Annotated in this window: 23 protein-coding genes; 12 read left to right on the top strand and 11 right to left on the bottom strand. The window is 68.3% G+C overall.

From position 1 onward, the window contains the following. Nucleotides 1-960, bottom strand: a 960-nt coding sequence (locus JK358_RS25200) for a cbb3-type cytochrome c oxidase subunit I (RefSeq protein ID WP_201951337.1), incomplete at its 3' end; no start/stop codon positions are given. 182 nt (nt 961-1142) lie between these two features. Further along, nucleotides 1143-2000 carry an LLM class flavin-dependent oxidoreductase gene (locus JK358_RS25195; protein ID WP_307817721.1) on the bottom strand — a complete coding sequence of 286 codons (858 nt, stop codon included), beginning with the start codon at nt 1998-2000 and terminating at the stop codon, nt 1143-1145. Between the two features lie 159 nt (nt 2001-2159). On the opposite strand from JK358_RS25195, the gene JK358_RS25190 reads away from it, so the two are divergent. From JK358_RS25190 to JK358_RS25175, 4 genes are all read left to right on the top strand, one after another. Further along, complete coding sequence (locus tag JK358_RS25190; RefSeq protein ID WP_201951333.1) at nt 2160-2840, top strand: HalD/BesD family halogenase; 681 nt, start codon at nt 2160-2162, stop codon at nt 2838-2840. A gap of 83 nt (nt 2841-2923) precedes the next feature. Further along, nucleotides 2924-4279 carry a WS/DGAT/MGAT family O-acyltransferase gene (locus JK358_RS25185; protein WP_201951331.1) on the top strand — a complete coding sequence of 452 codons (1356 nt, stop codon included), beginning with the start codon at nt 2924-2926 and terminating at the stop codon, nt 4277-4279. 21 nt (nt 4280-4300) lie between these two features. Beyond that, nucleotides 4301-5089 carry an RluA family pseudouridine synthase gene (locus tag JK358_RS25180; RefSeq protein WP_201951330.1) on the top strand — a complete coding sequence of 263 codons (789 nt, stop codon included), beginning with the start codon at nt 4301-4303 and terminating at the stop codon, nt 5087-5089. Between the two features lie 136 nt (nt 5090-5225). Beyond that, nucleotides 5226-6005: a metallophosphoesterase gene (locus JK358_RS25175; RefSeq protein WP_201951328.1), complete on the top strand. Its 780-nt coding sequence runs from the start codon at nt 5226-5228 to the stop codon at nt 6003-6005. Here the strand turns inward: JK358_RS25175 and JK358_RS25170 are convergent. After that, nucleotides 5986-7053, bottom strand: coding sequence for an AraC family transcriptional regulator (locus JK358_RS25170; protein WP_201951326.1), 1068 nt, complete (start codon nt 7051-7053; stop codon nt 5986-5988). The two genes, JK358_RS25175 and JK358_RS25170, sit on opposite strands and share 20 nt — an antisense overlap. 158 nt (nt 7054-7211) lie before the next feature. Here JK358_RS25170 and JK358_RS25165 point away from each other — a divergent pair, with 158 nt between their 5' ends. Next, on the top strand, nt 7212-8663 hold the full coding sequence (locus JK358_RS25165; protein WP_201951324.1) for a flavin-containing monooxygenase: 1452 nt from the start codon (nt 7212-7214) through the stop codon (nt 8661-8663). Between the two features lie 33 nt (nt 8664-8696). Here JK358_RS25165 and JK358_RS25160 read toward each other — a convergent pair whose 3' ends face one another. After that, on the bottom strand, nt 8697-9611 hold the full coding sequence (locus tag JK358_RS25160; protein ID WP_201951321.1) for a cation diffusion facilitator family transporter: 915 nt from the start codon (nt 9609-9611) through the stop codon (nt 8697-8699). A gap of 175 nt (nt 9612-9786) precedes the next feature. On the opposite strand from JK358_RS25160, the gene JK358_RS25155 reads away from it, so the two are divergent. From JK358_RS25155 to JK358_RS25145, 3 genes are all read left to right on the top strand, one after another. Continuing rightward, nucleotides 9787-11838 (top strand): ABC transporter ATP-binding protein, encoded by a 2052-nt coding sequence (locus tag JK358_RS25155; RefSeq protein ID WP_307817720.1) that lies wholly within the window; start codon nt 9787-9789, stop codon nt 11836-11838. Between the two features lie 49 nt (nt 11839-11887). Then, nucleotides 11888-12652: a CbiQ family ECF transporter T component gene (locus tag JK358_RS25150; RefSeq protein WP_201951318.1), complete on the top strand. Its 765-nt coding sequence runs from the start codon at nt 11888-11890 to the stop codon at nt 12650-12652. A gap of 149 nt (nt 12653-12801) precedes the next feature. After that, a complete protein-coding gene (locus JK358_RS25145; protein ID WP_232851797.1) occupies nt 12802-13437 on the top strand; it encodes a DUF8020 domain-containing protein in 636 nt (211 codons plus the stop codon). 69 nt (nt 13438-13506) lie between these two features. On the opposite strand, the gene JK358_RS39445 is transcribed toward JK358_RS25145, so the two are convergent. Continuing rightward, entirely contained in the window at nt 13507-14733 is a 1227-nt protein-coding gene (locus tag JK358_RS39445) for a lipase family protein (RefSeq protein WP_201951315.1), read from the bottom strand. Nucleotides 14734-15168: 435 nt separating this feature from the next. On the opposite strand from JK358_RS39445, the gene JK358_RS25135 reads away from it, so the two are divergent. Continuing rightward, nucleotides 15169-15813 (top strand): cysteine hydrolase family protein, encoded by a 645-nt coding sequence (locus JK358_RS25135; protein WP_201951313.1) that lies wholly within the window; start codon nt 15169-15171, stop codon nt 15811-15813. A 9-nt stretch (nt 15814-15822) separates the two neighbouring features. Here the strand turns inward: JK358_RS25135 and JK358_RS25130 are convergent, their stop codons facing one another. From JK358_RS25130 to JK358_RS25115, 4 genes are all read right to left on the bottom strand, one after another. Further along, on the bottom strand, nt 15823-18153 hold the full coding sequence (locus JK358_RS25130; protein ID WP_201951310.1) for an ATP-dependent DNA ligase: 2331 nt from the start codon (nt 18151-18153) through the stop codon (nt 15823-15825). A 143-nt stretch (nt 18154-18296) separates the two neighbouring features. Then, nucleotides 18297-18644 (bottom strand): antitoxin, encoded by a 348-nt coding sequence (locus JK358_RS39440; protein ID WP_307817719.1) that lies wholly within the window; start codon nt 18642-18644, stop codon nt 18297-18299. A gap of 29 nt (nt 18645-18673) precedes the next feature. After that, nucleotides 18674-19798: an MBL fold metallo-hydrolase gene (locus JK358_RS25120; RefSeq protein WP_232851796.1), complete on the bottom strand. Its 1125-nt coding sequence runs from the start codon at nt 19796-19798 to the stop codon at nt 18674-18676. Between the two features lie 44 nt (nt 19799-19842). After that, complete coding sequence (locus JK358_RS25115; RefSeq protein WP_201951303.1) at nt 19843-20568, bottom strand: enoyl-CoA hydratase; 726 nt, start codon at nt 20566-20568, stop codon at nt 19843-19845. Nucleotides 20569-20702: 134 nt separating this feature from the next. Between JK358_RS25115 and JK358_RS25110 the strand changes: the two genes are divergently transcribed. Together JK358_RS25110 and JK358_RS25105 are read left to right on the top strand one after the other, a co-directional pair. Then, complete coding sequence (locus tag JK358_RS25110; protein ID WP_201951301.1) at nt 20703-21905, top strand: FAD-dependent oxidoreductase; 1203 nt, start codon at nt 20703-20705, stop codon at nt 21903-21905. A gap of 33 nt (nt 21906-21938) precedes the next feature. Next, the gene (locus JK358_RS25105; protein WP_201951288.1) at nt 21939-23003 is read left to right on the top strand and encodes a suppressor of fused domain protein; all 1065 of its coding nucleotides are present in this window, start codon (nt 21939-21941) and stop codon (nt 23001-23003) included. Nucleotides 23004-23012: 9 nt separating this feature from the next. On the opposite strand, the gene JK358_RS25100 is transcribed toward JK358_RS25105, so the two are convergent. Next, a complete protein-coding gene (locus JK358_RS25100; protein WP_307817718.1) occupies nt 23013-23870 on the bottom strand; it encodes an aldo/keto reductase in 858 nt (285 codons plus the stop codon). A gap of 95 nt (nt 23871-23965) precedes the next feature. On the opposite strand from JK358_RS25100, the gene JK358_RS25095 reads away from it, so the two are divergent. Beyond that, nucleotides 23966-24997: a suppressor of fused domain protein gene (locus tag JK358_RS25095; protein WP_201951284.1), complete on the top strand. Its 1032-nt coding sequence runs from the start codon at nt 23966-23968 to the stop codon at nt 24995-24997. Nucleotides 24998-25022: 25 nt separating this feature from the next. Here JK358_RS25095 and JK358_RS25090 read toward each other — a convergent pair whose 3' ends face one another. Then, on the bottom strand, nt 25023-26561 hold the full coding sequence (locus JK358_RS25090) for an acetyl-coenzyme A carboxylase carboxyl transferase subunits beta/alpha (RefSeq protein WP_201951547.1): 1539 nt from the start codon (nt 26559-26561) through the stop codon (nt 25023-25025). Nucleotide 26562 lies beyond the last annotated feature (1 nt).

Genomic DNA, 26562 nt, shown 5'->3' with positions numbered 1-26562 from the left:
ACCGGTCGCGTACATGTGATGCGCCCACACCGCGATCGACAGCGCCGCGATGGCCATCGTCGCGTAAACGAGCGTGGTGTAGCCGAAGATCGGCTTGCGCGAGAAGACCGGGTAGATCTCCGACACGATGCCGAAGAACGGCAGCGCGATGATGTACACCTCGGGGTGCCCGAAGTACCAGAACAGATGCTGGTAGAGGAGCGAGCCGCCGCTGGACGGGTCGTAGATGTGGCCGCCCAGATGCCGGTCGTAGGCCAGCGCGAACAAGGCCGCCGTGAGGATCGGGAAGGCCAGCAGCACCAGGATGCTGGTGATCATGATGTTCCAGGTGAAGATCGGCATCCGGAACAGGGTCATGCCCGGGCAGCGCAGGCAGACCACCGTGGTGATCATGTTGACGCCGCCGAGGATGGTGCCCAGACCCGAGACCGCCAGGCCCAGAATCCAGAGATCAGCGCCGACACCCGGGGAATGCACCATGTCCGACAGCGGGGTGTAGGCGGTCCAGCCGAAGTCGGCCGCGCCGCCGGGGGTGATGAAACCGGCCGTCGCCATGGTCGCGCCGAACAGGTACAGCCAGTAGCTGAAGGCGTTCAGACGCGGGAACGCCACGTCGGGCGCGCCGATCTGCAAGGGCAGCACCAGGTTCGCGAAACCGAACACGATGGCCGTCGCGTAGAACAGCAGCATGATCGTGCCGTGCATGGTGAACAGCTGATTGAACTGCTCCGTGGACAGGAACTGCATACCCGGGCGCGCCAGCTCGCCGCGCATGAGCAGGGCCATCAGGCCACCGATCATGAAGAACGAGATAGCGGTGGTCAGGTACATGACGCCGAGCACCTTGGGGTCGGTGGTCGTCACGGCCTTGTAGATGAACGAGCCCTTGGGACCCAGGCGGGGCGGATAAGGCCGTTGGGCCTGCAATTCCGGTTCCGGCTTGGGAGCTACGGCAGTCACCACATCCTCCTCGAAGACGGTCCGCAGCTCGTGTTACCCGCTCCGGAACCTGCGTTGATCGGCGCCTAGCGTACTCACAGCAATTCGATTCTGGCAGAGAACACTCCGAACCGAACAGCCAGGACTCTGGATTACCGCCGGATACCGCGTGAGCAGCGCCGTCACCTCCGCGCCGGGCACGGTCACACCCGCGCCGCGGCTACGGCCGCGCGCACCGCCGGAGCCGTCTCGGCCGCGTACCGCTGCGTCTCCCACTCCCCGTCCGGAGCCACGGGCAGCAGGAATTCGCTGATGCCGTCGGCGAGCGCGACCTCGGTCAACTGCTGCACGGTCATGGACGGGTCGATGACATAGGCGCGGCGGATCAGGCCCGGCACCCGCCCGGCCTCCCGCGCGCCGGTGTCGATGCCGTTCATCAGCCGCGACAGCATGTCGGGCGGCGCGTAGGTGTAGCCGCCGAGCCAGCCGTCGGCCAGCTCACCCGCCAGGCGCAGGGCTTTCGGGCCGTACACGCCCAGCCAGATGCCCACCCGGCGGGGCGGCGGCGGACCGGCTTTCGCGCCCCGCAGCCGATAGAACTCACCGTCGACGACCGGCCGGCCCTCACCCCACAGCGCCCGGATGACGGTGATCGCCTCCCGCAAGGCCCGCAGAGCCTGCCCCGGGGTGCGCTTCTCACCACCCATGGCGTCGATGGCATCCCAGAACGCGCCCGCGCCCAGTCCGAGTTCGATCCGGCCGCCGCTGAGGATGTCGAGGGTGGTGACACTGCGCGCGAGTACGGCGGGCGGGCGCAGCGGCAGATTGGCTACCGCCGGGAGCAGGGTGATGTTGCGGGTGGTCGCCGCGACGTAGGACAGCAGGGTCCAGGTGTCGAGGAAGGCGGGTTGATACGGATGATCCTGTACCGCCAGCACTTCCAGCCCGATCTCGTCGGACAGCCGGATCAGCCGCAGCAGCGACCGTTCCCGCGCCGCCTCGGGCGGAACGAAGATCCCGAACCTCAGCTCATGCCCGTAGTCGCCCATAGCGAATTTCAAGCTACCGCCCAGGGGGTCGCACCGGCCGTCCGACGCGCCGAAAACAGCAGGTCACGGGTTCGAATCGAAGCCGGCGCCGGGGGCGGCGTGCCCCGATCGTGATCGAATGCCGTGATCGAATCCACAATCGTTGTACGACAAGGGATTACAATCGAGATCGTGCAGTTCCACAGCACACTCGACGTGGCCCGCAAACACCTGGCCGCAGTAGATCCCGCAGCCCTGCGTCACGGGCGAGACCGCTTGGCCGAGACCGGAATCGCGCGGCTCGGCTATCTGCTGCCGCACCGGGTGAAACGCAGCCTCGCGGCCGAGGCGCTGGCCCTGATCGATCAGCACCGGCAGTGGAACACACCGCCCGAGGGAGAAACACCCCACTCCGTCGACCTGTCGCATCGCGAGGTCACCGCGCACGGCAACTGGATACCGCAGCTCTACAACTGTGAAATGTTGTGGCACAAGCTATCCGACGTAGCCGCCGAGGAGGTCCGGCCCGGCCCGCCGCCGCACGGCTACGCGGTGCGCCGCCGCCATCACGACGACCCGCCCGACCAATGGCGTTGGGCCGATTACCCTTTCGAACTCGTCCTGATCGTCGAATGCCCGGAGCTGGCGGCCGGAGGCTTCGTGCAGACGGTCGCGCACACCCGGCGGGACCAGCCCCTCGAAGGCGGTGTGTACCGCACCCTCACCCGCAACCCCATCCACTCCTGGGAACTCGTCCCGGGCGACCTCTATCTGCTGCGCGCCGCCACCACCCTGCACCGGGTGCACCCCTTCACGCACGGTCGCCGCACCACGATCAGCATGTCCTTCGTATCCCCCAGAGTGATAACCTGATTCACATTTCAGGCCGCGGGGGGCAGCGTCGCCGGACCGTACACAACTGGGCATCCTTGCTCCCACCGGCATAGGCGAAACCGATGGATCTTCTGAACCCGATCGACGCGATCTTCCTGGCATTCGAATCCCGCGAACACCCCATGCACGTCGGCGGACTGCAACTGTTCGAACCTCCCGCCGACGCCGCCCCCGACTTCACCCGCACCCTGTACCGCGATATGGCCGCCGTCGACGAGGTGCGCACCCGCTACCGGCGGCACCCCAGCCGCACCTTCGGCGGCTTCTCCAGCATCGCCTGGTCGCACGCCGAAAAAGTGGATCTGCAGTACCACCTGCGCCGCTGCGCCCTGCCCGCACCGGGCGGCATGGCGGATCTGCTGGATCTCACCGAACGACTGCACGGCACCCTGCTGGACCGGCACCGGCCGCTGTGGGAGGGCCGGCTCATCGAGGGGCTGGACGACGGCCGCTTCGCCGTCTACATGAAGATGCACCACGCGCTCATCGACGGCGTCTCGGCCATGCGACTGCTGCTGCGCACCCTCACCGAGGACCCGTTCGACACCCGGGTCCGCGTGCCGTGGGGGCTGCCGCCCGTCGACCGCGAACCCGCCGAAGCCGAAAACCCTTGGCAGCAACTACGCAAGGCGGTCCCGGGCATCCTGCGCAGCACGCGATCGATCGCCGCGCCGCTGCGGGGCGCGGTGGACGGCAGGCTCACGCTGCCGATGTCCGCGCCGCGCACCATGTTCAACGTGCCCATCGGCGGGGCGCGGCGTATCGCGGTGCGGTCCTGGCCGATCGAACGGGTCAATGCCGTGCGGCGCGCCACCGGGGCGACCGTCAACGATGTCGTGCTGGCCATGAGCGCCGCCGCGCTGCGCGCTTACCTGCTCGAACACGACGCCCTGCCGGACGAGCCGCTGATCGCCATGGTGCCGGTCAATGTGCGCAGCGCCGCCGAGGCCGACAGCTCCGAAGGCAATATGGTGGCCGCCTGCCTGGCGAATCTGAACACGCACATCGCGGATCCGGCGCGGCGGCTGACGGCCATCAGCACCTCCATGCGCGATACCAAGCAGGTCTTCACGCAGCTGCCGAAGCTGGAGGCCATCGCGCTGTCGGCGCTGCTCATGTCGCCGCTGGGGCTGACGCAGCTGCCGGGCCTCGACGGGATGCCGCGGGTGCCGTTCAATCTGGTGATCTCGAACGTGCCGGGGCCGCGCAAGCCGGTCTATATGCAGGGCGCGCGGCTGGACGCCAACTATCCGCTGTCGATTCCGTTCGACTCGCAGGCCATGAACATCACCCTCACCACCAATGGCGATCACCTCGATTTCGGTCTCGTCGGCTGCCGTCGCACCGTGCCCGATCTCGATCGGTTCCCCGATCTGCTGGAGGCCGGCCTGGCCGAGCTGGAAGCAGCGACCGCCTAGCCGTTCACTACCCTGGTCCGGGTGGAATCGCGTTGGCCCGAACTGCGGAAACAGTGCCTGCTCCTCGAAGACGAGGCGGTGCTGGCCCTGAACAAGCCCGCCGGAATCTCGGTCACCGGCGAGCGCCACGACACCGACATCGTGGAGCTCGCCGCCGGGCAGGGCGAGACGCTGTACCCGGTGCACCGCATCGACAAGGTGACCTCCGGGCTGGTGCTGCTCGCCAAGGAGCTGACCGCGCACGGACAGCTGACGCGGCAGTTCAACAAGCGGACCGCCGAGAAGGCGTATCTGGCGGTCGTCGAAGCGGGTGAGCTGCCCGAACGCGGCGTCATCGACCTGCCGCTGAGCGTGGGGCGCAAGAATCGGGTGCGGATCGCCGCGCCCCGCGAGAGCATTCGCCGTGCCGGCGACACCTGGCGGGTCGACGAGTCGGATGTGGCGGCGGGCAAGAACTATCCGTCGGTCACCGAATTCGTCACCGTGGCGCGCACGTCCGGCCACACCGTGCTCGCACTGCGCCCGATCACCGGCCGCCGGCATCAGATTCGCGTGCACCTGGCCTGGATCGGGCACGCCATCGTGGGCGATCCGCTGTTCGACAGATCCGGAACGCACCAGCGCACGTATCTCCATTCGTGGCGGCTGAGACTCGACGCACCGTGGCGCTCCCCCGCGGTCCTGGATCTGGAGGCCGCGCCCGGCGCGGACTTCTGGCAGATCGGCGGCGAACCCCTGACCGACACTCCCGGGCAAATACTCGGCACCGCATCCGAACTCATGAGCCGCGCCACCGCGGACAGGCATTGATGCCCTATCGCTATATTCGGTGGCGAGTCTCACCGAGACCGCATACGGGCAGGTCATCTAGCCTGATGGCGTGACCGCGGGGCGCGTGGTCGCGTTCGGGCGCAACGATGCGGCCCTACACAGAAAGCGAACAGCGATGGTTCTGCTGGCACACCTCAGTGACACCCACTTCAACATGGCCGCACGCAATGTGGAACGCGCCGAACGGGTGATGGCCTTCATCGCAGACCTGCCGACCAGGCCCGACGTCATCGTCGTCACCGGGGATATCGCCGACGAGGGCGAGATCGAGGAGTACCGGCAGGCCCGCGCGGCGCTCACCGCCGATATCCCGGTGCTGATCCTGCCGGGCAATCACGACGACCGCGGCAATATGCGCACCGTGCTCTACGGCGAGGAGCCGTCCTACGCGCCCATCAACCAGTCGCACAGCGTCAACGGGCTCACCCTGGCCCTGCTCGACTCCAGCATTCCCGGCAAGCCGGAGGGCCTGCTCGAGGACGAGACCTACGACTTCCTGGCCGAACTGCTCGCCGCCGCGCCCGCGGACGAGACCGTGCTGATCGGCCTGCATCACCCGCCGGTTCCCGTGCACAGCACCGTGGTCGACCACATCCGGCTCACCAATCCGGAACGACTGGCCGACATCGTGGCGGGCGATCACCGCATCGCGGGGGTGATCACCGGGCACGTGCACTCCGGCCTGGTCACCAGCTTCGCGGGTAAGCCGCTGATCGTCGCGCCCAGCGTCTCCTCCACCATCGGCTGCGAATGGGAAACGGCCGCACCGGGACACGTGCCCATCGACTTCGCGCCCGATCCCTCGCTGATCTTCCATTCCGTGCGGGACGGGCGGCTGCTCTCGACGTTCCGGCCCATCGCCATGGGCGGATGGCTCAGCGAACCCCAGGAGTGACCGCGGCCCGGCGGTAGGCGGAAGGCGTTGTGCCCGTCCACCTCTTGAAGGCGTGGATGAAGGTGGACGCCTCCGCGTAACCGAGCCGGATGGCCACATCGCTCACCGAAAGCGGTGTGGCGGTGAGCATCTCCTCCGCCAGCGCGCGGCGGACCTCGTCCAGCAGGGCGCGATAGCTGGTCCCCGCCGCATCCAGATGCCTGCGCAGGGTGCGCGTGCTCATATTGAGATCCTTTGCCACCGCATCGATTCCGGGTGGCTGCGCGAAACCGTCGATACCGCCGCGCGGCACCAGCAGGCCGCGCACCTCCGCCGCGATACCCGTGCGGGCCCGCCGCCGCGACACCAGCTCGCGGCACTGCGCCAGGCACATGGCCCAGGTGTGCTCGTTGGCCTGCGGCAGCGGCTTCTCCAGCACCATCGGATCCAGCGTGAACAGATTGTGCGGCTGCTCGAAATGCGGTCGTAGGCCGTAGATTTCGAGGTACGGCTCGATATCGTCGGGCGCGGGGAAATCGAAGTCGGCGCGGATCAATTCCACCCGGTGGCCCATGAGGTCGCACAGCACCTGATGCATGGCCGACACGTCCCGCTCCACCAGAAATCGGCGCACATCCGCCGGCACGCGCTCATCATGAATCCGCGCGACGAACTCACCCGGCCGCCAGCGGGCAACCGGAATACAGAAGGTGAAACTCAGCTCCAGATACCGCAGAGCGAACGCGATCGCCTCCCCCAGCGTCGGACTGCTGACACAGGCGAATCCGAAGATGCCGAACGTGGTGATCCGATACCGCCGCCCCACCTGCAGTCCCAGATTCGGCCGATCCCCCAACTCCCGCACCAGATTCCGGATCACCGCCAATTCGGTGCGCGCGTCGATCTGCGCGTCCGGATCCGCCAGTTGCGCGGCGGCCAGCCCGCTCCCCTCGAGCATGCGCGCCTGGGGCACCCCCTGCTCGCCCGCATACCCCACCATGAGCGCCACACTCGCGATTCCGCGTGGGAAATCCCAGTCGCGAATCCCCGCCTCCTGCACCCTGCTCATACCACCAGAGTATGGCCGAAAACCTCAATTGGAAACAGTGCGGATTCGCCGGGACCAGCTCCCCCGCTCGCGTAGTCACCGGAATTCGGGCCGAGATGATGTGAGGACCGGTCCCTCACTCCTACAGTGGAAGCAGTGTCCGCTGCGAGGAGGAGCACATGCCGTCGATCATCATCATCGGGGCCGGGTTCGGGGGCCTCGGAATGGCTATCGAATTGCAGCGCAACGGGTTCCGGGAATTCACCATTCTGGAGCGGGCGGGGGACCTGGGCGGGGTGTGGCGGGAGAACACGTACCCGGGGGCGGCCTGTGATGTGCCCTCGCCGCTGTATTCGTTCTCGAAGGAGCCGAAGCCCGAGTGGCGGCAGCGGTATTCGGGGCGGGAGGACATCTGGGAGTACATGCGCGGGGTGGCGGAGCGGCACGGGCTGTTGAAGTCGATCGAGTTCGGGGCCGAGGTCGTCGAATGCGAATTCGAGGACGAGAGTGGGCGGTGGACGGTGCGGACCGCCGACGGGTCCGCTCGGACCGCCGATGTGCTGATCTCGGCGGTCGGGCAGCTGTCGCGGCCCGCCATGCCCGCGATCGCGGGGATCGAGCGCTTCGCGGGAGACTCGTTCCACTCGGCGCTGTGGGATCACGGGGTGGAGCTCGCGGGCAAGCGGGTGGCCTGTATCGGCACCGGGGCCAGCGCGATTCAGTACGTGCCGGAGATCCAGCCGAAGGTGGAGCGGCTCACCCTGTTTCAGCGGACCGCCGCCTGGGTGCTGCCGAAGTTCGACACCGATTACAAACCCGTGCATCAGCGGGTGCTGTTGCACGTTCCGGGATTGCCCGCGGCGGAACGGTTCTGGTGGTGGGGCATCGGGGAGACGGTGGCGCTGGGGCTGGTGGAGTTCCCGGGGATCGTGCGGGTGGTGTCGGGCATCGCGCAACGGCATCTGGAGGAGCAGGTCACCGATCCGGTGTTGCGGGCCAAGCTGACTCCCGACTATCCGATCGGATGCAAGCGGGGGCTGTTCTCCAACGACTACTATCCGGCGCTCACCGAGCCCAACGTGCGGGTGGAGACCACCGCCATCAGCGAGATCGTGCCGGAGGGGGTGCGGACCGCCGACGGGGTCGTGCACGAGGTCGACGTGATCATCTACGGGACCGGGTTCAAGGGCACGGAATTCCTGTGGCCCATGAAGATTCGCGGGCGAGGCGGGCGCACTCTCGCCGACGAGTGGGCGGACGGGGCGCACGCGCACCTCGGAATCACGGTGCCGCACTTCCCGAATATGTTCCTGGTGTACGGGCCGAACACGAATCTCGGTGTGGGGTCGATCATCTACATGATCGAGTCGCAGGCGCGCTACATCCGGCATGCCGTGCAGGTGCTGGGCGAACACCCGGGGCACACGCTGGAGGTGAAAGCGCGGACCGAGCGGGCATTCAACACCGCGCTGCAGGAGCGACTGGCCAAGACACCGTGGAACTTCTGCACCAGCTGGTATCGGACGGCGTCCGGGCGGATCACCAACAACTGGCCGGGAACCACCCGCAGTTACCGGCGGCGCACGCGCAAGGTGCGGCTCACCGACTTCGAGCTGACCCGCACGCCCTGAGGCTGTGGCGTACGCACGCCACGCGCCCGCGCGCTACCAGCTGAGCTCCTCGCAGCGGCGGGCCGAATCCTCGCCCTCCACCTGCAGGGTCGCGTGCTCGATGTGGAAGTCGTGGGCCAGTACGTGCTGGGCGGCGCGCAGCACCTCGTCACCGGAGTGGTCCTTCATGACGGTGATGTGCGCCGAGGCCACCTCCATACCGGAGGTGAGGGTCCAGACGTGCAGGTCGTGGACGTCGGAGACGCCGGGGACGGCCTGCAGGGCGGTGGCGATCTGCTCCACGTCCATGCCCTCGGGGCTGTGCTGGAACAGGATTCGCAGCGAGCGGCGCGCCAGCACCCAGGTGCGGGGCAGCACCCAGAAGCCGATGGCGACGCCGATGATCATGTCGGCGTAGCGCCAGCCCGTGGTGAGGGTGATGGCCGCGGAGATCAGCACGCCGAACGAGCCGATCATGTCGGCGAACACTTCCAGGTACGCGCCGCGGATGTTCAGGCTCTCCTGCGCGCCGGAGCGCAGCAGCAGGAAGGAGACGATATTGGCCACCAGGCCCAGCGCGCCCACGATCAGGACGGGCCAGCCGGGGACCTCCGGGGGCTCGCCGATGCGGGCGATGGCCTCGTAGAGGACGTAGATGGCGACGCCGAAGAGCAGGACCGCATTCGCCAGGGCCGCAAGGACTTCGGCGCGGTAGTAGCCGAAGGTGCGGGTGTAGGTGGGGCGGCTGCGCTTGGCCAGCAGGATGGCCGACAGGGCCATGGCGATGCCGACCACGTCGGTGAGCATGTGCGCGGCGTCGGAGAGCAGCGCGAGCGAGCCGGTGACGAAGGCGACGATGAATTCGGTCGCCATGAAGACGACCGCGATGCCCAGCGACATCACGAGCCGGCTCAGGTATTTGCCGGACGCGCTCTCAGGAGCGATGCCGTGCGAATGATCATGTCCCACGAGGAACAAACCTATGCATAGTTGCGCATGATTGCAAGCTGAAGGGAGACGGAACTCTCGGGCTCGCAGGGGCTTGGCCCCTGAACCCCGGGAGGCGGACCGGGCGCACGTTCCCGAACTGTCGGAGTAGTGCGGTGTACGCACCTTCGGGTGCGCACACGGCAGACTGGTACGCGTGACCGTTTTCGAGCGCGGGCCATTGCGGCCGATCGAGTTGGCCAATGGCGCCGTGCTGGGCGGGGCGACCGTCGCACTGGTGACGGTGGGGTCGCTGGTGCCGTTCGCGGCGGCCCTGCAGTTCGTGGCGGCGGTGCCGATGGGGCTGCTGGCCTACCGGCAGCGGGTGCGGTCCATGGTGACCGCGACGGTGGCCGGGACGATGGTCACCTTCGTGGCCGCGGGACTGGTGCCGGCGGCCAATGTGGTGGGCATCGCCGTGGTCGGCGGGATCATCGGCGTGGTCAAGCGGCGGCACGGCGGAATCCTCGCGGTGCTCGGTCTGTCTGTGCTGGCCGGACTGCTGGGGGCATTGGTCTCCGTCGGAATGCTGCTGCTGTTCTCCCGGTCACGCCAACTGCTGTTCGACAGTATCCGGAATACCGCGCGCGGCGTCGAGGAGATCGCGGCGAGTTACGGCGCGACCGAATCACTGGGGCGGGCGGTCGCCGACTTCACCGAACGCATGCTGGACTGGTGGTGGGTGTGGATCGGCGGCGGCGTGGTCGTGCTGGTCGTGCTCAGCGGAATCGTGTCCTGGTACGTGCTCGGATCGGTGCTGGACCGGCTCACCTGGCTGCCCGGCCGTGACGATCTGCTCGACGCGCCACCCGACGACCGCCCGGTCGCACCGCTGCCGGTCACGTTGCGGGAGGCCACCTTTCGCTATCCCGGGGCGCGCGCCGACGCGCTCTCGGGCATCGACCTGACCGTCGAGGTCGGCGAATTCGTGGCGGTGGTGGGCCACAACGGCTCCGGAAAGTCCACGCTCACACGACTTCTCGCCGGCCGCGCGCCCACCTACGGCAGCGTCGCCCGCCCCGGTTCGGCCGGACTCGGGCTGCGCGGCGGCACCGCGATGGTGTTGCAGCGCCCGGAAAGTCAGACCCTGGGCGTCCTCGTCGCCGACGACGTGGTGTGGGGCCTGCCCACCGCGGACGCCGCACAGGTCGACATCGACGGGCTCCTCGACGAAGTCGGGCTCGGCGGCATGGGCGGCCGCGAGACCGCCACCCTGTCCGGCGGCCAGCAGCAGCGGCTCGCGGTGGCCGCCGCCCTGGCCCGGCAACCCACCCTGCTCCTCGCCGACGAGGCCACCTCCATGATCGATCCCGAGGGACGGCGAGATCTGGTGGCGCTGCTGGCGGATCTGCCGCGCCGGCACGCCATGGCCGTCGTGCTGGTCACCCATCACGAAGCCGATGCCGTGGCGGCGGATCGCGTCGTGCACCTGGAACGCGGACGCTCGGTCGACCACCTGCCCGCGTGGCCGCGCCCGGTGCGCGACGCGCGGCGGCGGCCCATGGGCGACACCGTGCTGGAACTGCGCGACGTCCGGCACACCTACAACCGGGGCACCCCGTGGGAGGCGCCCGCCCTGCACGGCGTCGACCTGACCGTGCGCAAGGGTGAGGCGCTGCTCGTGGTGGGCGGCAACGGATCCGGCAAGTCCACGCTGGCCTGGATCATGGCCGGCCTGATCACCCCCACCGCGGGCGCGTGCGAACTGCACGAGCTCACCGGAAAACACCCGGCGCACAAGCGAATCGGGTCCGTGCAGCTGGCCTTCCAGCACTCCCGGCTGCAATTGCAGCGCCAGACCGTCGGCGAGGAGATCGAGGACTGGGGCGGGCGCGGTTCCACCGCCGTCGCCCGCGCCCTCGACGCGGTCGGCCTGGACCGGGCGCTGGCGTCACGCTCCATCGAATCGCTGTCCGGCGGGCAGGCCAAGCGCGTGGTGCTCGCGGCCATCGTCGCGAGCCGCCCGCAGGTGGTGGTGCTGGACGAACCGCTCGCCGGACTGGATCCGGAGGGCCGCGCGGGCGTGGTGGAACTCCTTGCGCGACTACGCGATTCCGGGCTCACGCTGATCGTCATATCGCACGATGTCTCGGATATGGCCGCGGTGTGCGACCGGACCGTCCACCTGCGCGAGGGTCGCATCCTCGAAACAGCCACCGCGCCCGCGGCTGTCGTACCCGTGCCCGGCGTCAATGGAGGGTCGCGATGAACCGCCTTGCGCCAGAACAGCACTCGATTCTCCTGAAGGGCGGCAACCGATGAGCGCCGTGATCCTGCGCGAGGTTCCGGTCGACAGTGTCGTGCACCGGCTGTGGGCGGGCACCAAGATGATCTCGGCCTTCGCCGTGAGCGTGCTGCTGATGTTCTGGCCGTCCTGGTGGATGATCGGATTCAGCATCGCCCTGCTGGTCGCCGTGTGGTTGCTGGCCCGGCTTCCCCTGGGCACCATGCCGCGGTTTCCGTGGTGGGTGTGGCTGGGCATCCTCATCGGGGCGCTGATCAACCTGCCGGTGGGCCCGTCCGCGCTGGATCGGTACGCGCGCGTGGTGCTGTTCGGCTTCGTGCTGCTGTTCGCCTCCTTCCTGATCGCGTGGACCACCCCCATGGGCGAGGTCGCGCCCGCGCTGGCCAAGCTCGCCGCGCCGCTGAAGCGAATCGGGTGGACGCGCAACGGCGTCCGGCATCGGATTCCGGTGGACGAATGGGCGGTGGTGGTGGCGCTGACCCTGCGCGGGCTGCCGCTGCTGCTCGAGGAGATGCGGATCCTGCGCGCCGCCCGCAAACTGCGGCCGAAGGACTCACTGCTCGCGCTCGCCACCGAGAACCCGCTCGTGGACATCCTCACCGCCGCCATGGCCGTATCCACCCGGCGGGCGGGCGAACTCGGCGAGGCCATCACCACCCGCGGCGGCACCGGCGAACTGACAGCACGCCCGTGGTCGCCCGGCCGGCGCGATGCGGTGGCGCTCACCGTGGTGGCGCTGGTGTGCGTGCTGGGCGTCGGTGTCGACCTGCTGATTTGATCGACACTCGAGTCGAAAATTTTCCGACAAGTCGGTACCTGGCGCTAACGTATGTGGTCGAGGGGGTCAAGCAGCCTTTCCTCATCCGGCCGACACGGCTCACAGGGAGGGAATCGCTCGTGTGAGCAATGCGTTGCGCCGGAAACCTGATGAAGATTGGAAACACCATGCTGCGCAAGATCACTGCCATTGCCGCGCCCGTCGTCACGGCCGTGGCAATCGCCGGTGCGGGCACCGCACACGCCGAAACCCCGGACGTGAGCTACGAATCGAAGCTCGTCGGAAACACCGTGGTCACCAAGCTCACCAACGGTAGCTTCGCCGTCTCCGGCGGCGCCGTGAGCGTCAACGACAACGCCGGCAACACCCTGGTCACCCTGCCGCTGTCGCTGCGCGACGGCGACCTGGAGTACGCGCTGCCGTACGCGGTCAGCGGTGACGGCAGCACGCTCGAGATCACCGCCGTCCGCGACGCCTCCACCGCGCGCCCGGCCGTGCGCGAGGTCGCCTCGCCCGCCGAGAATCTCGCCGCACAGGAGAACTTCGCCAGCCAGTTCGGCATCGCCACCGCCATCGGCAGCCTGCTCGGCCTCGGCATCGGCGCGGTGGTCGGGCTGCTCGGCTTCGCGGGCGGACCCGCCGGAATCGGAACCGTCATCGCCGGCGCCACCCTCGGCGGCATCATCGGCACCCTCGTGGTCGGCGGCCCGGCTCTGGTCATCGCGGGCTTCGGCCTCATCGGCACGCTGCTGGCCGCGCCGGGAACCACCCAGTGGGCCAAATAGTAAGGTAGCCAATCGGTTGCCATAAGCGGGGCGCGCATCCCAGCAGTGGGATGACGCGCCCCCTTGCGACTACCGCACGGTGCAGCCGGACGGCGCGGGCACACCCGCGAACCGATCACCCAGATAGTTCATCGCGCCCACCGACTCCAGCACCGCGGCCGGATTGTGCCCCGGCACCGCCGAACGCAGCGCCGAAACATTCGCTCCCAGAGCGCAATAGCGCGCCACCAGACCGTCGTAACCCGCGATGGGAATGACGTCGTCGGTGGTGCTGTGATACAGGTACAGCGGCACATCGGGGGCATTGCCGCCCAACTCCTGCCGCGCCACGGCGGCGGTGAACACCGGATGCCACAGCAGGCCCGGATCCACCGCGAACTCGTCCACCTGCCGATAGGCGTAGCGCGCCACCAGATCCGAGCCGCAGGCCGCGGACTCCCGAACCAGCATCTCGCGTCCGGCATCGTTGAGCAGATCCGGAATGCCGACGCCATATTCGTTGCGCGCCATGGCGATGACCATCAGCATGGTCAGCCCCGCCTGCACACTGCCGTCCGCGCCCCGGGCGATGGCGGGGATATCGGACGGCACCCCGCCGGAGGCCACACCCGCGAACCACAGCTCCGGCGCGTAGTCCTCCCGCAGCTGCATGGCCCACAGCGTGGCGAACGCGCCACCCGAATACCCCCACGCGCCCAGCGGGCTGGAATCCGTGATCCCCAGCGGCGGGAAGGATTTCGCGGCCCGCACCCCGTCCAGCACGGCCCGGCCGGAATTCACGCCGTCGAAGAAACGCGACTGCGGGCCCTCGTAGTCGGAGACCACCACCGCCCAGCCGCGACGCAGCATCTCCGCCAGGAACGGCACATCCAGCAGGGTGTTCACAATGGACCAGTCGCGGCCGCCGCGCAGCGCGAACGACGGCGCGCAGCGGGTGCCCAGACTGTCCTCGGCCACCTGATAGGTGACCAGCGGCCGGGTACCCGGACCCAGCCACGGCAGCAGCGGGGACAGCACGGTGGTCATATCGGCGACAGGATCGCCCGCCGAATCCGTGGTGCGGTACTGCACCTGCCAGCCCGCCACCGGCAGCGGCAACCCCAGCACCGAGATGGGACGCGAATTCAGCACCGCGCCCTCGGCGTACGCGCTCAGATTCGCGGGCTGCGCGTAGAACGGGTCATCGTCGGGATAGGGGATGTCGGCCCGGGTCACCGGAATGACGAGCACCGCCGCGGCCAGCATCACCAGCGCGATGAGCCCTATGCGCCAGCGGGATCGAAGGGTCGGCTGCACTCCGAAATTCGGCGAACCTCCCGCAAAATTCCATGCGAATCCCCCGAACCATGCGCCATCCCGCCGCATCACGCCTCCAGCGTCCTATCACCGACGCTCCAGGCACTACGGGCTCGCAGATCGCGCCGACCTCTACTCCGGCGCATCGGATCACCCAAGTTACTGCGGCTATCACTCCAGGTCAACGCCCTGCGCGTGTCGTAGCCGGAGCGTTGCGGGCGAAACCGACTGCCGCGCAATGAAAATCGGACATAGGATATGCCGGTACGACCACCGTGCTCGGATTCGGGAAGGTGACGACTGATCTCCGCATGGATCCGGGTAACTCGCCGGGTACCCCCTGAATGGATCAGGTCGATGCCCGCGGCACGCGTGCATGGCGGTGAACGGCTCTCAGCTGTGCGCTGAAGTCACGGAGAGGCGGAGGAGCGTGTGATGCGGCGCGGAAACGGACTGGACATTCCGGAAACGCTCGAGGATGTGTGTGCGCCGGGGCGCATGGCACTGATCGTCTATGACATGCAGGTCGGGGTACTCGGGCAGCTCGAGCATGGGCCGCAGATCATCGAGCAGGTCGTCAAAGTGGTGGAGGCCGCGCGGCGCGGCGGGTACCCGATCATCTTCCTGCGGCACATGTTCCTGCCCAAGCGGCTCATGGGCACGTTCGCGCTGCGGATGGCCATGAGCTGGCAGGGCGTGGACTCCGTAGAGGCCGTGCATCCCATCCTGCAGCGGGATACGCCCGGGTTCCAGCTGGTGCCCGAACTCCAGCCGCAGGAAGGCGAGATCGTCTTCGACAAGACGTCCATGTCGGCTTTCGAGGGCACACCGCTCGCCTCCACCCTGCGCGATCTGGGCATCGGGGCGTACGCCATCACCGGCGTCGCACTAGAGATCGGCATCGCGCCGACTGTCACCCACGGCACCGATCTGGGGTTCATTCCGATCGTGGTGCGCGACGCCGTCGGTGGCCGCGACGAACCCGCGATGGCCCGCGCCTGGGACGATTTCGCCTTCCAGGGGCACACCCTGGTCACCGACGTGGACACCATCACGCCGCTGCTGGAGAAGCCCGCCTAGCCGAAACCCTCAGTCCGAGGCCGGAATCCACGCCGGATGCCAGAGGCGTCCGGCCTCGGTCCAGTTCATGAAGCGCACGGTGCCGGTGAGTTTGGGCGTCACCCACACCGCCTCCTTGCGCTCCTCGACGCTGAGCTCGTTGCCGAACGGGCTGGTCTTACGTTCCAAGCGGCGTAGTCGCGAGGACAGCTCGGTCATCTCCTGCTCGCTGAAACCGGTGCCGACCCGGCCGAGGTAGTACAGCTCGCCATCGTGCGGCACACCCACCAGCAGCGAGGCGAACTGCCGATTCCGCGAACTGCGGTAGCCGCCCACCACCACCTGCAGGGTGCGCCAGTTGCGGGTCTTGAGCCAGGATTGACCGCGCTTACCCGGCAGGTACACCGAGTCGCGGCGTTTCGCGACCACGCCCTCCATGCCGTGCTCCTGGCTGAAGCGCAGCGCCTGCGCGCCCGAACCCTCCAGGCGCGCGGGCACTTCCAGCGACGGGGCGCGCGCGGCCAGGGCCTCGAGCACCCGGCGGCGGTCCTCGTAGCGCTTGCGCACCAGCGAGGTGCCGTCCAGATAGAGGATGTCGAAGGCCACGAACACCGCATTGTTCGAATCCGCGCGCAGCAGACCGAGATTCGCGCCGCCGTGATCGTCGAACACCACCGCTTCGCCGTCGAGCACGACACGGTGATCCGACAGCTCCTCGCCCAGGCTCGCGACGCCGGGATAGCGGCCCGTCACCACATGACCGGCGCGACTGTGCAGGGTGACCGCGCCGCCCTCGATCTCGGCGATCAGGCGGAAGCCGTCCCACTTGGTCTCGAAGGCCCAGTCGTCGGCGGACAGGGTGGAGACGTCGCCGGGCGTCGCGAGCATGGGGCTCAGCCCGTGCGGGAACGGCGCATTCCCCTTCGACGCCGAATAGGTCTGCGCGCCATTGCCTTCCGGAACCGACTGGTCCTTCATCAGGTGCATGAGCCACTGATTGCCATTGGTCTGGATGAGCGCGTAGCGACCGTCCAGCCGCTCGCCGTGGAAGCGCACGATGACCTCGTCGTCGCGCCACTTCTCGGTGTCGTAGGTGCCGGAATCCCAGATGGTCATCTCACCGGCGCCGTACTCGCCCTTGGGAATCGTGCCGTGGAACTCCAGGTATTCCAGCGGATGATCCTCGGTGTGCACGGCCAGGCGGTTCTCGTGGGTGTCGGTGGGCGGACCCTTCGGCACGGCCCAGGACACCAGGACGCCGTCGCGCTCCAGACGCACATCCCAGTGCAGGCGGCGCGCCCGATGCTGCTGCACCACATAGCGATTGCCCGGCCCGGGGGTGGGCGCGGTGGCCGGAACGGGTTCGGGTGTGCGGCCCGCGTCCCGCTTGGCGCGGTAGGTGTCGAGGCGATCCGGCCCGGCCCGGGATCCGTCCGTCCCCTGCTCGGCCCCGGCCTGCTCAGCCTCTTCCGGCTCAGCCTCTTTCGGCTCGGGCAGCGGCTCGTCCAACCCCGCGAGCAGATCGCCCTGCTCGTGCCAGCGCCGCAGCACCTCCTCGAAGTGCAAGTGCCGCAGCTTCTTCCGGGACTCGATCTCGTCCCAGGTGCGCGGGGCCGCCACCCACGGTTCGGCGCGGCCGCGCAGGGAGTACGGGGCGATGGTGGTCTTGGCGGGGTTGTTCTGGCTCCAGTCCAGGAAAACCTTGTTGGTGCGAGCGGATTTCGCCATGGTGGCCGTGACCAGCTCGGGGTGCAAGGTCTGCAGGCTGGTGGCCACCTGCTTGGCGATGGCGGACGCGCCGTTCGGGCCGAGTTCCCGATCGAGCCGGACGTAGACGTGAATTCCCTTGCTGCCACTGGTGACCGGATACGCCTCCAACCCCACCTCGCGCACCACATCGCGCAGGATGAGCGCCACCTCCGCGCACTGCGGCAGACCCGCGCCCGGACCGGGATCCAGATCGAAGACCAGGCGGGTGATCGGCCCCATCTCCGCGCCGTCGAAACGCCATTGCGGCACATGCAGTTCCAGTGCCGCCTGCTGGCCGAGCCAGGCCATACCCGCCTCGTTGTCGATGAGGGGGTACACCACCGTCCGGTCGGAATGTTCAATGGTGCGGCGCGCCAGCCACTTCGGCGCGTGATCGGGCAGATGCTTCTCGAAGAACGAGGACTCCTCGACACCATTCGGCCAGCGTTTGCGCGTCACCGGGCGCTGCGCGATATGCGGCAGCAGGGCCGGGCCGATGGCCGTGAAATAGTCGATCACTTCACCTTTGGTGGTTCCCGTGGCGGGATACAGCACCTTGTCGAGGTTGGTGAGCCCAACCTCGATACCCCCGAAACTACGCCGGGAACTCATGACAGCAGTCTAGTTGCGAGCGCCGACAACTTCCGGGAGCTCGGCGCATCCACCGAAATACCCGGTCCCCCAAAAGAAGAGCGGGCCACCCGGCGACCGGCGGAAATCCACCGGACCGGACGGCCCGCGCCGACGATACGAGATCAGGCCTGCGGCTTGTCCTCCGGATTCGGGGCCGGCTCGGGAGCCGGCTCCGGGGCGGGCTCGGCCACGGCTTCCGCCGGAGCGGGCTCCGGCGCGGGGGCCGGTTCCGCGGGCGCGGGCTCGGCCGGGGCCGCCTCCGCCGGAGCCGCAGCGGCGGGGGTGTTCTCCGGAATGGCGTTCTTGACCGCCTCGGTGCCCTTCTCGATCTGGGACGAGTACTTCCCGCCGGTCTTCTGGTCGATGACCGATCCGGCCTTGTCTACCGCCTGCTCAATCTTCTCGGCGTTCTGGGCCGCGACATCCTTGCCCTTGCCAACCAATCCCTTGAGCGTGTCCAACAAGCTCACAGCCGTGCTCCTTCACACTCGGTCCTCGGTCAATGGCGAACATCTTCCCACCACGTATCCCGTGGTGGGAGGCCAATCGGGTCGATCCGCTGTCCCGGCTTCGGCACGGCGACCTCGGTGCCCGCCTCGCGCGCCGCCGCCACCATCCGGCGCACCGGCTCCGACCAGCCGTGGAAGGCCAGATTGAAGGTGGCCCAGTGAATCGGCACCAGCAGGCCGTACCCCGCGTCGCCGACACACAGATCGGCGTGTGCGCGCACCGCCTCCTCCGGATTCATGTGCACATCCGGCCACGCCTTGTCGTACGCGCCGATGGGCAGCAGCGTCAGATCGAACGGGCCCAGCCGCGCACCCGCCTCCGCGAACGCCTTGGTGTAGCCGGTGTCGCCGCCGAAGTACACCCGCCGCGTCGGACCCGTGATGGACCAGGACGCCCACAGCGTGGTGTTGCGCACCAGACCGCGCCCGGAGAAATGCCTGGCCTCCGAACAGGTGATCACCAGATCGGTGCCGTCACCGCGATCGCGCTCCAGCTCGGACAGCGAAACCGAAGCGGCCCAATCCAATTCGACGATCCGCTCGACCGGGACATCCCAGTGCCGCAGATGCGCGCCGATCCCGATCGGCACGATGAACACGCACTCCTGCAACCGCACCAGCTCGGTGACGGTGTCGCGATCCAGATGGTCGTAGTGATCGTGCGAGATGAGCACCGCGTCGATCGACGGCAGCGCGTCCAACGGCGTCGGCACCGGATGCAACCGGGCCGGACCCACCAGCGGCGACGGCGAAACCCGCTCGCTCCACACCGGATCGGTCAGCACCCGATACCCGTCCACCTCCACCAGACAGGACGCATGCCCGTACCAGGTGACCGCCAGATCCGCCGCCTGCTCCGGCAGCACCGGCGTCTCCAGCGGAATCGGCCCCGGCGGCCGCCCATTGTTCCGCTGCGTCACCAGCTGATACAGCAGCCCCGCCCCCGACCCGGCAGCGATCTGACTACTCGGCTCGGTGTTGTGAAACTGCTTGTTCCGATACGTGGTGGCACCTCTGGCGGTAGGCGCGATCGCCGAAATCGACGCGCCCATCGCGGACGGGATGCCCCACGCCGCCCGCACCACCCAGGAAATTCCGAACGCACCAGCTCCCATACCCACCAGTTTCCGCGAAATCGCGGACGCGCGCCGTGTGTTCTTCATCGTCCCACGAACCTGGGGGTTCGCTTCTCCTGGCGGGCGACCCGGGCCTCCTGGGCATCCGCGCTGGACCAGGCGGCGGCCAGGGCCGCCTGCTGGGCAGGGGTTTCGGTGCCCCGGGAACCGTCGTCGTTGAAGACCAGTTTGAGGTGCTTCAGGGTGAGGGGGGCCAGCTGGGCGATCTGGGCGGCCCAGGCTTGGGCGTCGGCCAGGTCGCCGATCTTGTTGGCGAAACCGTAGGAGTAGGCGTCCTTGGCGGAAACCCGTTCGGCGCCCAGGAGAATGGTGCGGGCGGGGCCCGCGCCGATCAGGGCGGAGAGGCGGCGGACCGTCCAAGGGTCAACGGTGACACCGAGTTTCGCGGCGGGGATGGCGAGGAAGGAGTCCTCCTCCATGACGCGCAGGTCGGCGGCCAGGGTCAGCTGTACGCCCGCGCCCAGCGCGCCGCCGTTGACGGCGGCGATCACCGGCACCGGGGCCTCCTCGATGGTGCGCAGCATGCTGAGCAGCGCTTCGAGGAAATTGTCCGAATAGATGCCGTCCAGGTCCGCGCCCGCGCTGAAGATCGGGCCCTGACCGGTGAGCACGATCGCCCGCGCCGACGCGGCGGCCTCCTCGACCGCTCCCTTGATCCGCACGACCATCTGGTCGTTCAGCGCGTTCCGGCGCTCCGGACGCTGTAGTTCGATGGTGACCACATCGCCATCGCGGCTCACTCCGAGCATGTCCCTGCCCCTCCACCGTGCTGATTGTCGGCATTCACTGTAAGCGCGACCGACCAGGACCTCCCGATCCGACGCGGCGTTCCCTACCGACCGGTCAACAAATACCCCGGTGCACGCTGGGTACTGTCGGCCACGTGAGTGCGACACCCGATGTGGACATCCTCGTCATCGGAGCGGGCCAGGCCGGCCTCTCCGTCGGCTACCACCTGCGCCGCCTCGGGCTCGAACCCGAACGCGACTTCCTCATCCTCGACCACTCCCCCGCACCCGGCGGCGCCTGGCAATTCCGCTGGCCCTCACTGACTTTGGACACCGTCAACCGGATCCACGACCTGCCCGGCATGGAATTCGCCGAAACCCTGCCGCCCGGATCCGAGCAGGCGCAGGCCGCCACCGCGGTCCCGCACTACTTCGACCTCTACGAGAAACGCTTCGACCTGCGCGTGCAGCGGCCGGTATCGGTCACCGTGGTCTGCGACCGCGCCACCCCCGCCACCTGCCCCAACGAAGCCGTCGACGGGCTGCTGCACGCCGAAACCCGGCCCGACAGCAACGCCGCCGCCAACGGGGAGGCCGAGCCCACGCCTGCCACGGGGCCGGGCGAGACCTACCGCGTGCGCGGATTGATCAACGCGACCGGCACCTGGGACAAACCATTCATCCCGTACTACCGCGGCGCGGACACCTTCGCCGGACGGCAACTGCACGCGCACGACTACCGCACGGCAGCCGAGTTCGCGGGCAGGCACGTGGTCGTGGTCGGCGGCGGCATCACCGCGATCCAACTCCTGGACGAGATATCCAAGGTGACCACCACAACCTGGGTGACCAGGCGCGAACCCCTCTTCCGCGACGGGCAATTCGCGCCCGAGGACGGCCGCGCGGCGGTCGCCATCGTCGAAGACCGCGTCCGGCGCGGCCTGCCCCCCGGCTCGGTGGTCTCGGTGACCGGCCTGAGCAACGACGACCGCGTCAAAGCCGCCCGCGCGCGCGGCGTCCTCGACCGCAAACCCATGTTCGACCACATCGAACCCGACGGCATCCGCTGGGCCGATGGCAGCTTCCAGCCCGCCGACGTCATCCTCTGGGCCACCGGCTTCCGCAGCTCCCTCGACCACCTCGCCCCGCTCCGCCTGCGCGGCCCCGGCGGCGGCATCACCATGACCGGACAGCTCGCCACCCAGGTCGCCGCCGACCCCCGCATCCATCTGATCGGCTACGGCCCGTCCTCCAGCACCATCGGCGCGAACCGGGCAGGCCGCGCCGCCGCCGTCGAACTCGCCACCCACCTCGGCCTGCGCGCCACCCGAGGGCCTCGTCCCGAAAATCAAGGATGACAAGGTGTTTGGGCCACCCTAGGGTCGGTTTCCATGGCTACAGACGAACTGATCGAAGACGAGTCCCCCGGCTGGACGGCGATCGACACCGCGCTCGCCCGCCTCTACGGCGACGCCGAGCCCTACCACTGGGGCACCATGATCAGCTTCGCGCTGGGCGGACCCGACCCCCTCGACGGCGTGAGCGCCTACGAGCGCACCGAACCGGTACCGCACTGGCACTACGTGTCCTACGGCATGAGCGAGCTGTACAGCAAGGAATCGGAGAACCCGGACGAGTCCGGCTGGGGCTTCGAATTCACCTTCCGGCTGGCCCGCGATCCCGAGGAACAGACGCCGCCGGTCTGGGCCGCCAGTATGCTGCAGAACCTCGCCCGCTACGTCTTCAACTCCGGCAACTGGTTCGAAGCCGGACACCACATCAACACCAACGGCCCCATCGCCGCCGACCGCGAGGACTGCACGATCCGCGCCCTCGCCTTCCTCACCGACCCCGAACTCGGCGCCATCGAGACACCGCACGGGCGCGTCGAATTCCTGCAGATCGCCGGACTCACCTTCGACGAGTACGAAGCCGCCCGGCAATGGCGCACCGAGCAGCTGCTGGAGGTGCTGGGACCGCGAATCCCGCTGTACGTCACCGATATTCACCGCGAGTCCCTGCTCGCGGACCCGGCCGTCGCCGCAGCGGTGCACGCCGGCGTCGAGCGGGACGGGTCCAGCGCGGGACTGCTCTACGTGCCGAATGTCGAGTGGGAACGCACCGGCGACCACACCATCCTGCGGCTGGGCGCCCTTCAGGCTCCCGCCATCGCCGACACCCTGCGCGGGCGACTCCCGCACGGCAAACCACTGGTGCTCGAGGGCGAGGACCGGCTGCTCCGCTTCGTCCCCGCGGCCGAATTCCACTCGACCCTCGTCGAGGACCACGCGCTGGAACTCGGTATTCCCGCCGCCGCGATCGAAGAGTTCACCGCCGCGCTGACCTCCGTGGCAGGACGGCGAACCTTCCGCGCCCTGCCCGCGCTGACGGTGGACATCCAGCCCACCGCCATGCGCGATCAGTACGGCGAGGAAACCGGCGAGATCATCGGCTGAGACCGGGCCTCAGGCCGGCGCGTCCAGATCGAGGGTGTCCGGGTCACCGCCCTGCCGGGCGCCCTTGTCCAGGGTGGTGATCTGGGTCATCTCGCGGCCGGTGAGCTCGAAATCGAAGACCGCGAGATTCTCCTTCATCCGAGAAGGCGTGGCGGACTTGGGAATTGCGACGTTGCCGAGCTGCATATGCCAGCGGAGAATGATCTGTGCCGGGGTGCGGCCGAGTTTGTCCGCGAGAGCGATGATTACGGAGTCGTTGAACTCCGCGCCGCGGCCCAGCGGACTCCATGCCTCGGTGACGATGCCGTGCGCGGCGTGGAAGGCGCGTAGCTCGTTCTGCGCGAAATACGGGTGCAACTCGATCTGATTGACCACCGGGATCTCCCCGGTCTCACCGATCACCCGCTCCAGATGCGAGCGATTGAAGTTCGAGACACCGATCGACACCACCCGTCCCTGCCGCTTGAGGGACTGCAACGCCCGGAACGTGTCGACATACAGATCGGTCGCGGGCAGCGGCCAGTGGATCAGATACAGATCCACGAAATCCAGCCCCAGCCGCTTCAGACTGGCATCGAAAGCACGCATTGCCGAGTCGTAGCCATGATCCGAATTCCACAGCTTGGTGGTGACGAAAACCTCATCGCGCGGCAACCCCGATTCCCGGATGGCCCGCCCCACTTCCTCCTCGTTCTCGTACAGCGACGCCGTATCGATACTCCGGTACCCGACCTCCAACGCTTTGGTGATGATCCCCTCGGCCTGCGCACCGGCAACCTTGTACGCGCCGAATCCGAGCTTGGGCATGACATGTCCGTCACCTAGGACGATTGCTGGAATATCGCTGGATTCTTGGCGGTAGGTCACTACATCGAAAGTAGAAGCGCACGACGGGCACGTCAACCTGCACCGGACCACCATCGACCGAGGTCAATCCGCTGTGAATCGGATAACTTTCAACCATGGGGAGAGAAGAGACCATCCAGTACGACGCGCCCGGCTGGGCGGCCATCGACAACGCGCTGGCACAGATCTACGGGGACGCCGAACCGCACCGGTGGCGGGCGGAGGTGAAGTGGAGGGACCGCGGGCCGGATCCGCTCGACGGGATCAGCGTGTACGCCCGCACCGAACCGGTACCGCACTGGCATTTCGTCTCGTACGGCATGAGCGAGCTGTACGACAAGCGATCCCGGAACCCGGAATGGTCCGGGTGGGGATACGAATTCACCTTCCGGCTCGCCCGGGCTGCGGACGAGACCACCCCGCCCGAGTGGGCGATGACCATGCTGCAGGACCTGGGATGGCATACGTGCCGCACCGGCCACCAGTTCGAGCCGGGCCAGATCATGACCGTGAACGGGCCGCACGCCGCCGAGGACCCGGCAGTGCAGCCCATCGCCTTCACGCGGGATCCCGAACTGGGCACCATCGCGACGCCGCACGGCTATGTGCGGTTCCTTCAGGTGGTCGGGCTCACCACCGACGAACACCGGGCCGCGAGCCTGTGGAACACCGAACGGCTGCTCGAAACCCTCGCGCCGCGAATTCCGTTGTACGTCAGCGATATCGAGCGGGCATCCCTGCTGGACGATCCGGAGACGGCCGCCGCGGTGGCGGCCGGAAGCGAACGTGACGGGTCCAGCACGGGCTGGGTCGGTGTGTCCCTGGTCGAATGGGAGCTCGAATCGGACTCGACCGTGCTGCGCCTGGACGCACGGCGGGCGACCGCCATCGCCGACGTGCTGCCCGGGCGGCTCCCACACAGCGAACCCCTCGTCGTTCAATCCGGGGATCACGCCGTGCTTTTCGTGGCGGTCACCCAGTTCCGGCGGCCCGCACTGATGCAGGACACCCTGCTGGAGGTGGGCGTGCCCGGCGGGCCGGCCATGCGTGAACTCATCGCCGCACTGCGCACGCAGGAGGGCACCCACGCCTTCACCGAGATGCCGGGGCTGGTGCTCGAGCTCTGCCCGCCCGATCCGAAGGCGTGAACCGGCCGGTGGGCAATAGGACCGATCAGTTCAGGCCGAGACGGCGATAGCGCAGGTGCCGGGCGGCGCGCAGGGTCTCGGCAGGCTCTGTGCGCAGGGTCGCCACCTCGGCGGCGATCGCGGCCACCATGCGGCGGGCGAAGTCGATGGGCTCGTCGGCGGCGTCCGGATACTCGGGGACGATGCGATCGACGATGCCGTCCTCCTGGAGATCCACCGCACGAATACGCTGCGACGCGGCCAGTTTCGGGGCGTGCCCGGTGTCGCGGTGGACGATCGCGCTCGCACCCTCGGGCGGGAGCGGGGCCAGCCAGCCGTTGGCGGCGGCCAGCACGCGGTCGGCGGGGAGCAGGGCGAGCGCGCCGCCGCCGGTGCCCTGGCCGAGGAGGACCGAGACCGTGGGGGTGTCCAGGGTGACGAGATCGGCTATGCAGCGGGCGATCTCGGGAGCCAGACCCCGCTCCTCCGCTTCGCGCGAGAGCGCGGCCCCGGCGGTATCGATCACCAGGACCAGGGGAACGTGCAGCTCGGCGGCCAGCGCCATGGCGCGGCGGGCCTCGCGCAGGGCGGCCGGGCCCATGGTGTTGTCGGGCGACTGGCCCGCCCGGTCGTGACCGAATACCACGCAGGGCTGACCGCGCAGCATGGCCAGGGCATGCACCACGGTGCGATCGGATTCGCCCTGACCGGTGCCGGACAACGGGACTCGATCGGTGACATGGCGCAGCAGCTCGCGGATACCGGGGCGGTCGGCACGCCGGGAGATCAGAACCGACTGCCACGCCGGAACATCGCCGCCCTCTCGCAGGGCAGGCCCATACAGTTCGTGACCGGCAGCGAATACTCCTGTGCCCCTGCCGAATTCCTTGGGATCACGCTCGGCCATCGGCGGCTCCGCGGGCGACCCGCAGAGCACGTTGAGCGCCCGGTGCGCGATGCGACGGAACACCGGCACGGGCACCACGCCGTCGATAACCCCACTCGCGTAAAGGTTTTCGGCGGTCTGCACGCCCTCCGGAAAATCTCGGCCGTACAGCGCCCGGTAGACCCGCGGACCCAGGAATCCGATCAACGCGCCGGGCTCGGCAAAGGTCATGTGCCCCAACGAACCCCACGAGGCGAACACCCCACCCATGGTCGGATTGCGCAGGTACACCAGATACGGATGCCCGGCTGCCCGGTGCGCGGCCACCGCACCGGCGATCTTCACCATCTGCACGAAAGCGACTGTGCCCTCCTGCATTCGGGTACCGCCGGAGGTCGGCGACGCGAGCAGGGGCAAACCCAGTTCGGTGGCGCGCTCGACCGCGGCGACGATGCGCTCCGCGGCGGCCACGCCCACCGATCCTGCGAGAAAAGCGAATTCACACGCGATGACGGCAACCCGCCGCCCGCGCAGCAGACCCGCACCGGTGAGCACCGACTCGTCGGTGCCCGCCGCTGTCGCGGCGACCATCAACTCCGCCGCGTACTCGGGATCCGCGTCGACAGCGACCGGGGGGCGATCCCAGCTCACGAAGGAACCGGGATCGAGCAATTCGCCCAACAGCTCACGCGCCGACATC

The sequence above is a fragment of the Nocardia acididurans genome, from assembly GCF_016741815.1.
Classification (GTDB): domain Bacteria; phylum Actinomycetota; class Actinomycetes; order Mycobacteriales; family Mycobacteriaceae; genus Nocardia; species Nocardia acididurans.
This window is presented reverse-complemented; position numbering and strand designations above follow the sequence as displayed.

What these genes read in the sequence shown, in the direction of transcription:
- JK358_RS25185 (WP_201951331.1), top strand. Translation starts at nt 2,924, where the DNA reads ATGGATCTTCTGAACCCGATCGACGCGATCTTCCTGGCATTCGAATCC.
- JK358_RS25175 (WP_201951328.1), top strand. Translation starts at nt 5,226, where the DNA reads ATGGTTCTGCTGGCACACCTCAGTGACACCCACTTCAACATGGCCGCA.
- JK358_RS25170 (WP_201951326.1), bottom strand. Translation starts at nt 7,053, where the DNA reads ATGAGCAGGGTGCAGGAGGCGGGGATTCGCGACTGGGATTTCCCACGC.
- JK358_RS25165 (WP_201951324.1), top strand. Translation starts at nt 7,212, where the DNA reads ATGCCGTCGATCATCATCATCGGGGCCGGGTTCGGGGGCCTCGGAATG.
- JK358_RS25150 (WP_201951318.1), top strand. Translation starts at nt 11,888, where the DNA reads ATGAGCGCCGTGATCCTGCGCGAGGTTCCGGTCGACAGTGTCGTGCAC.
- JK358_RS25145 (WP_232851797.1), top strand. Translation starts at nt 12,802, where the DNA reads ATGAAGATTGGAAACACCATGCTGCGCAAGATCACTGCCATTGCCGCG.
- JK358_RS25135 (WP_201951313.1), top strand. Translation starts at nt 15,169, where the DNA reads ATGCGGCGCGGAAACGGACTGGACATTCCGGAAACGCTCGAGGATGTG.
- JK358_RS25130 (WP_201951310.1), bottom strand. Translation starts at nt 18,153, where the DNA reads ATGAGTTCCCGGCGTAGTTTCGGGGGTATCGAGGTTGGGCTCACCAAC.
- JK358_RS25120 (WP_232851796.1), bottom strand. Translation starts at nt 19,798, where the DNA reads ATGGGAGCTGGTGCGTTCGGAATTTCCTGGGTGGTGCGGGCGGCGTGG.
- JK358_RS25115 (WP_201951303.1), bottom strand. Translation starts at nt 20,568, where the DNA reads ATGCTCGGAGTGAGCCGCGATGGCGATGTGGTCACCATCGAACTACAG.
- JK358_RS25105 (WP_201951288.1), top strand. Translation starts at nt 21,939, where the DNA reads ATGGCTACAGACGAACTGATCGAAGACGAGTCCCCCGGCTGGACGGCG.
- JK358_RS25095 (WP_201951284.1), top strand. Translation starts at nt 23,966, where the DNA reads ATGGGGAGAGAAGAGACCATCCAGTACGACGCGCCCGGCTGGGCGGCC.
- JK358_RS25090 (WP_201951547.1), bottom strand. Translation starts at nt 26,561, where the DNA reads ATGTCGGCGCGTGAGCTGTTGGGCGAATTGCTCGATCCCGGTTCCTTC.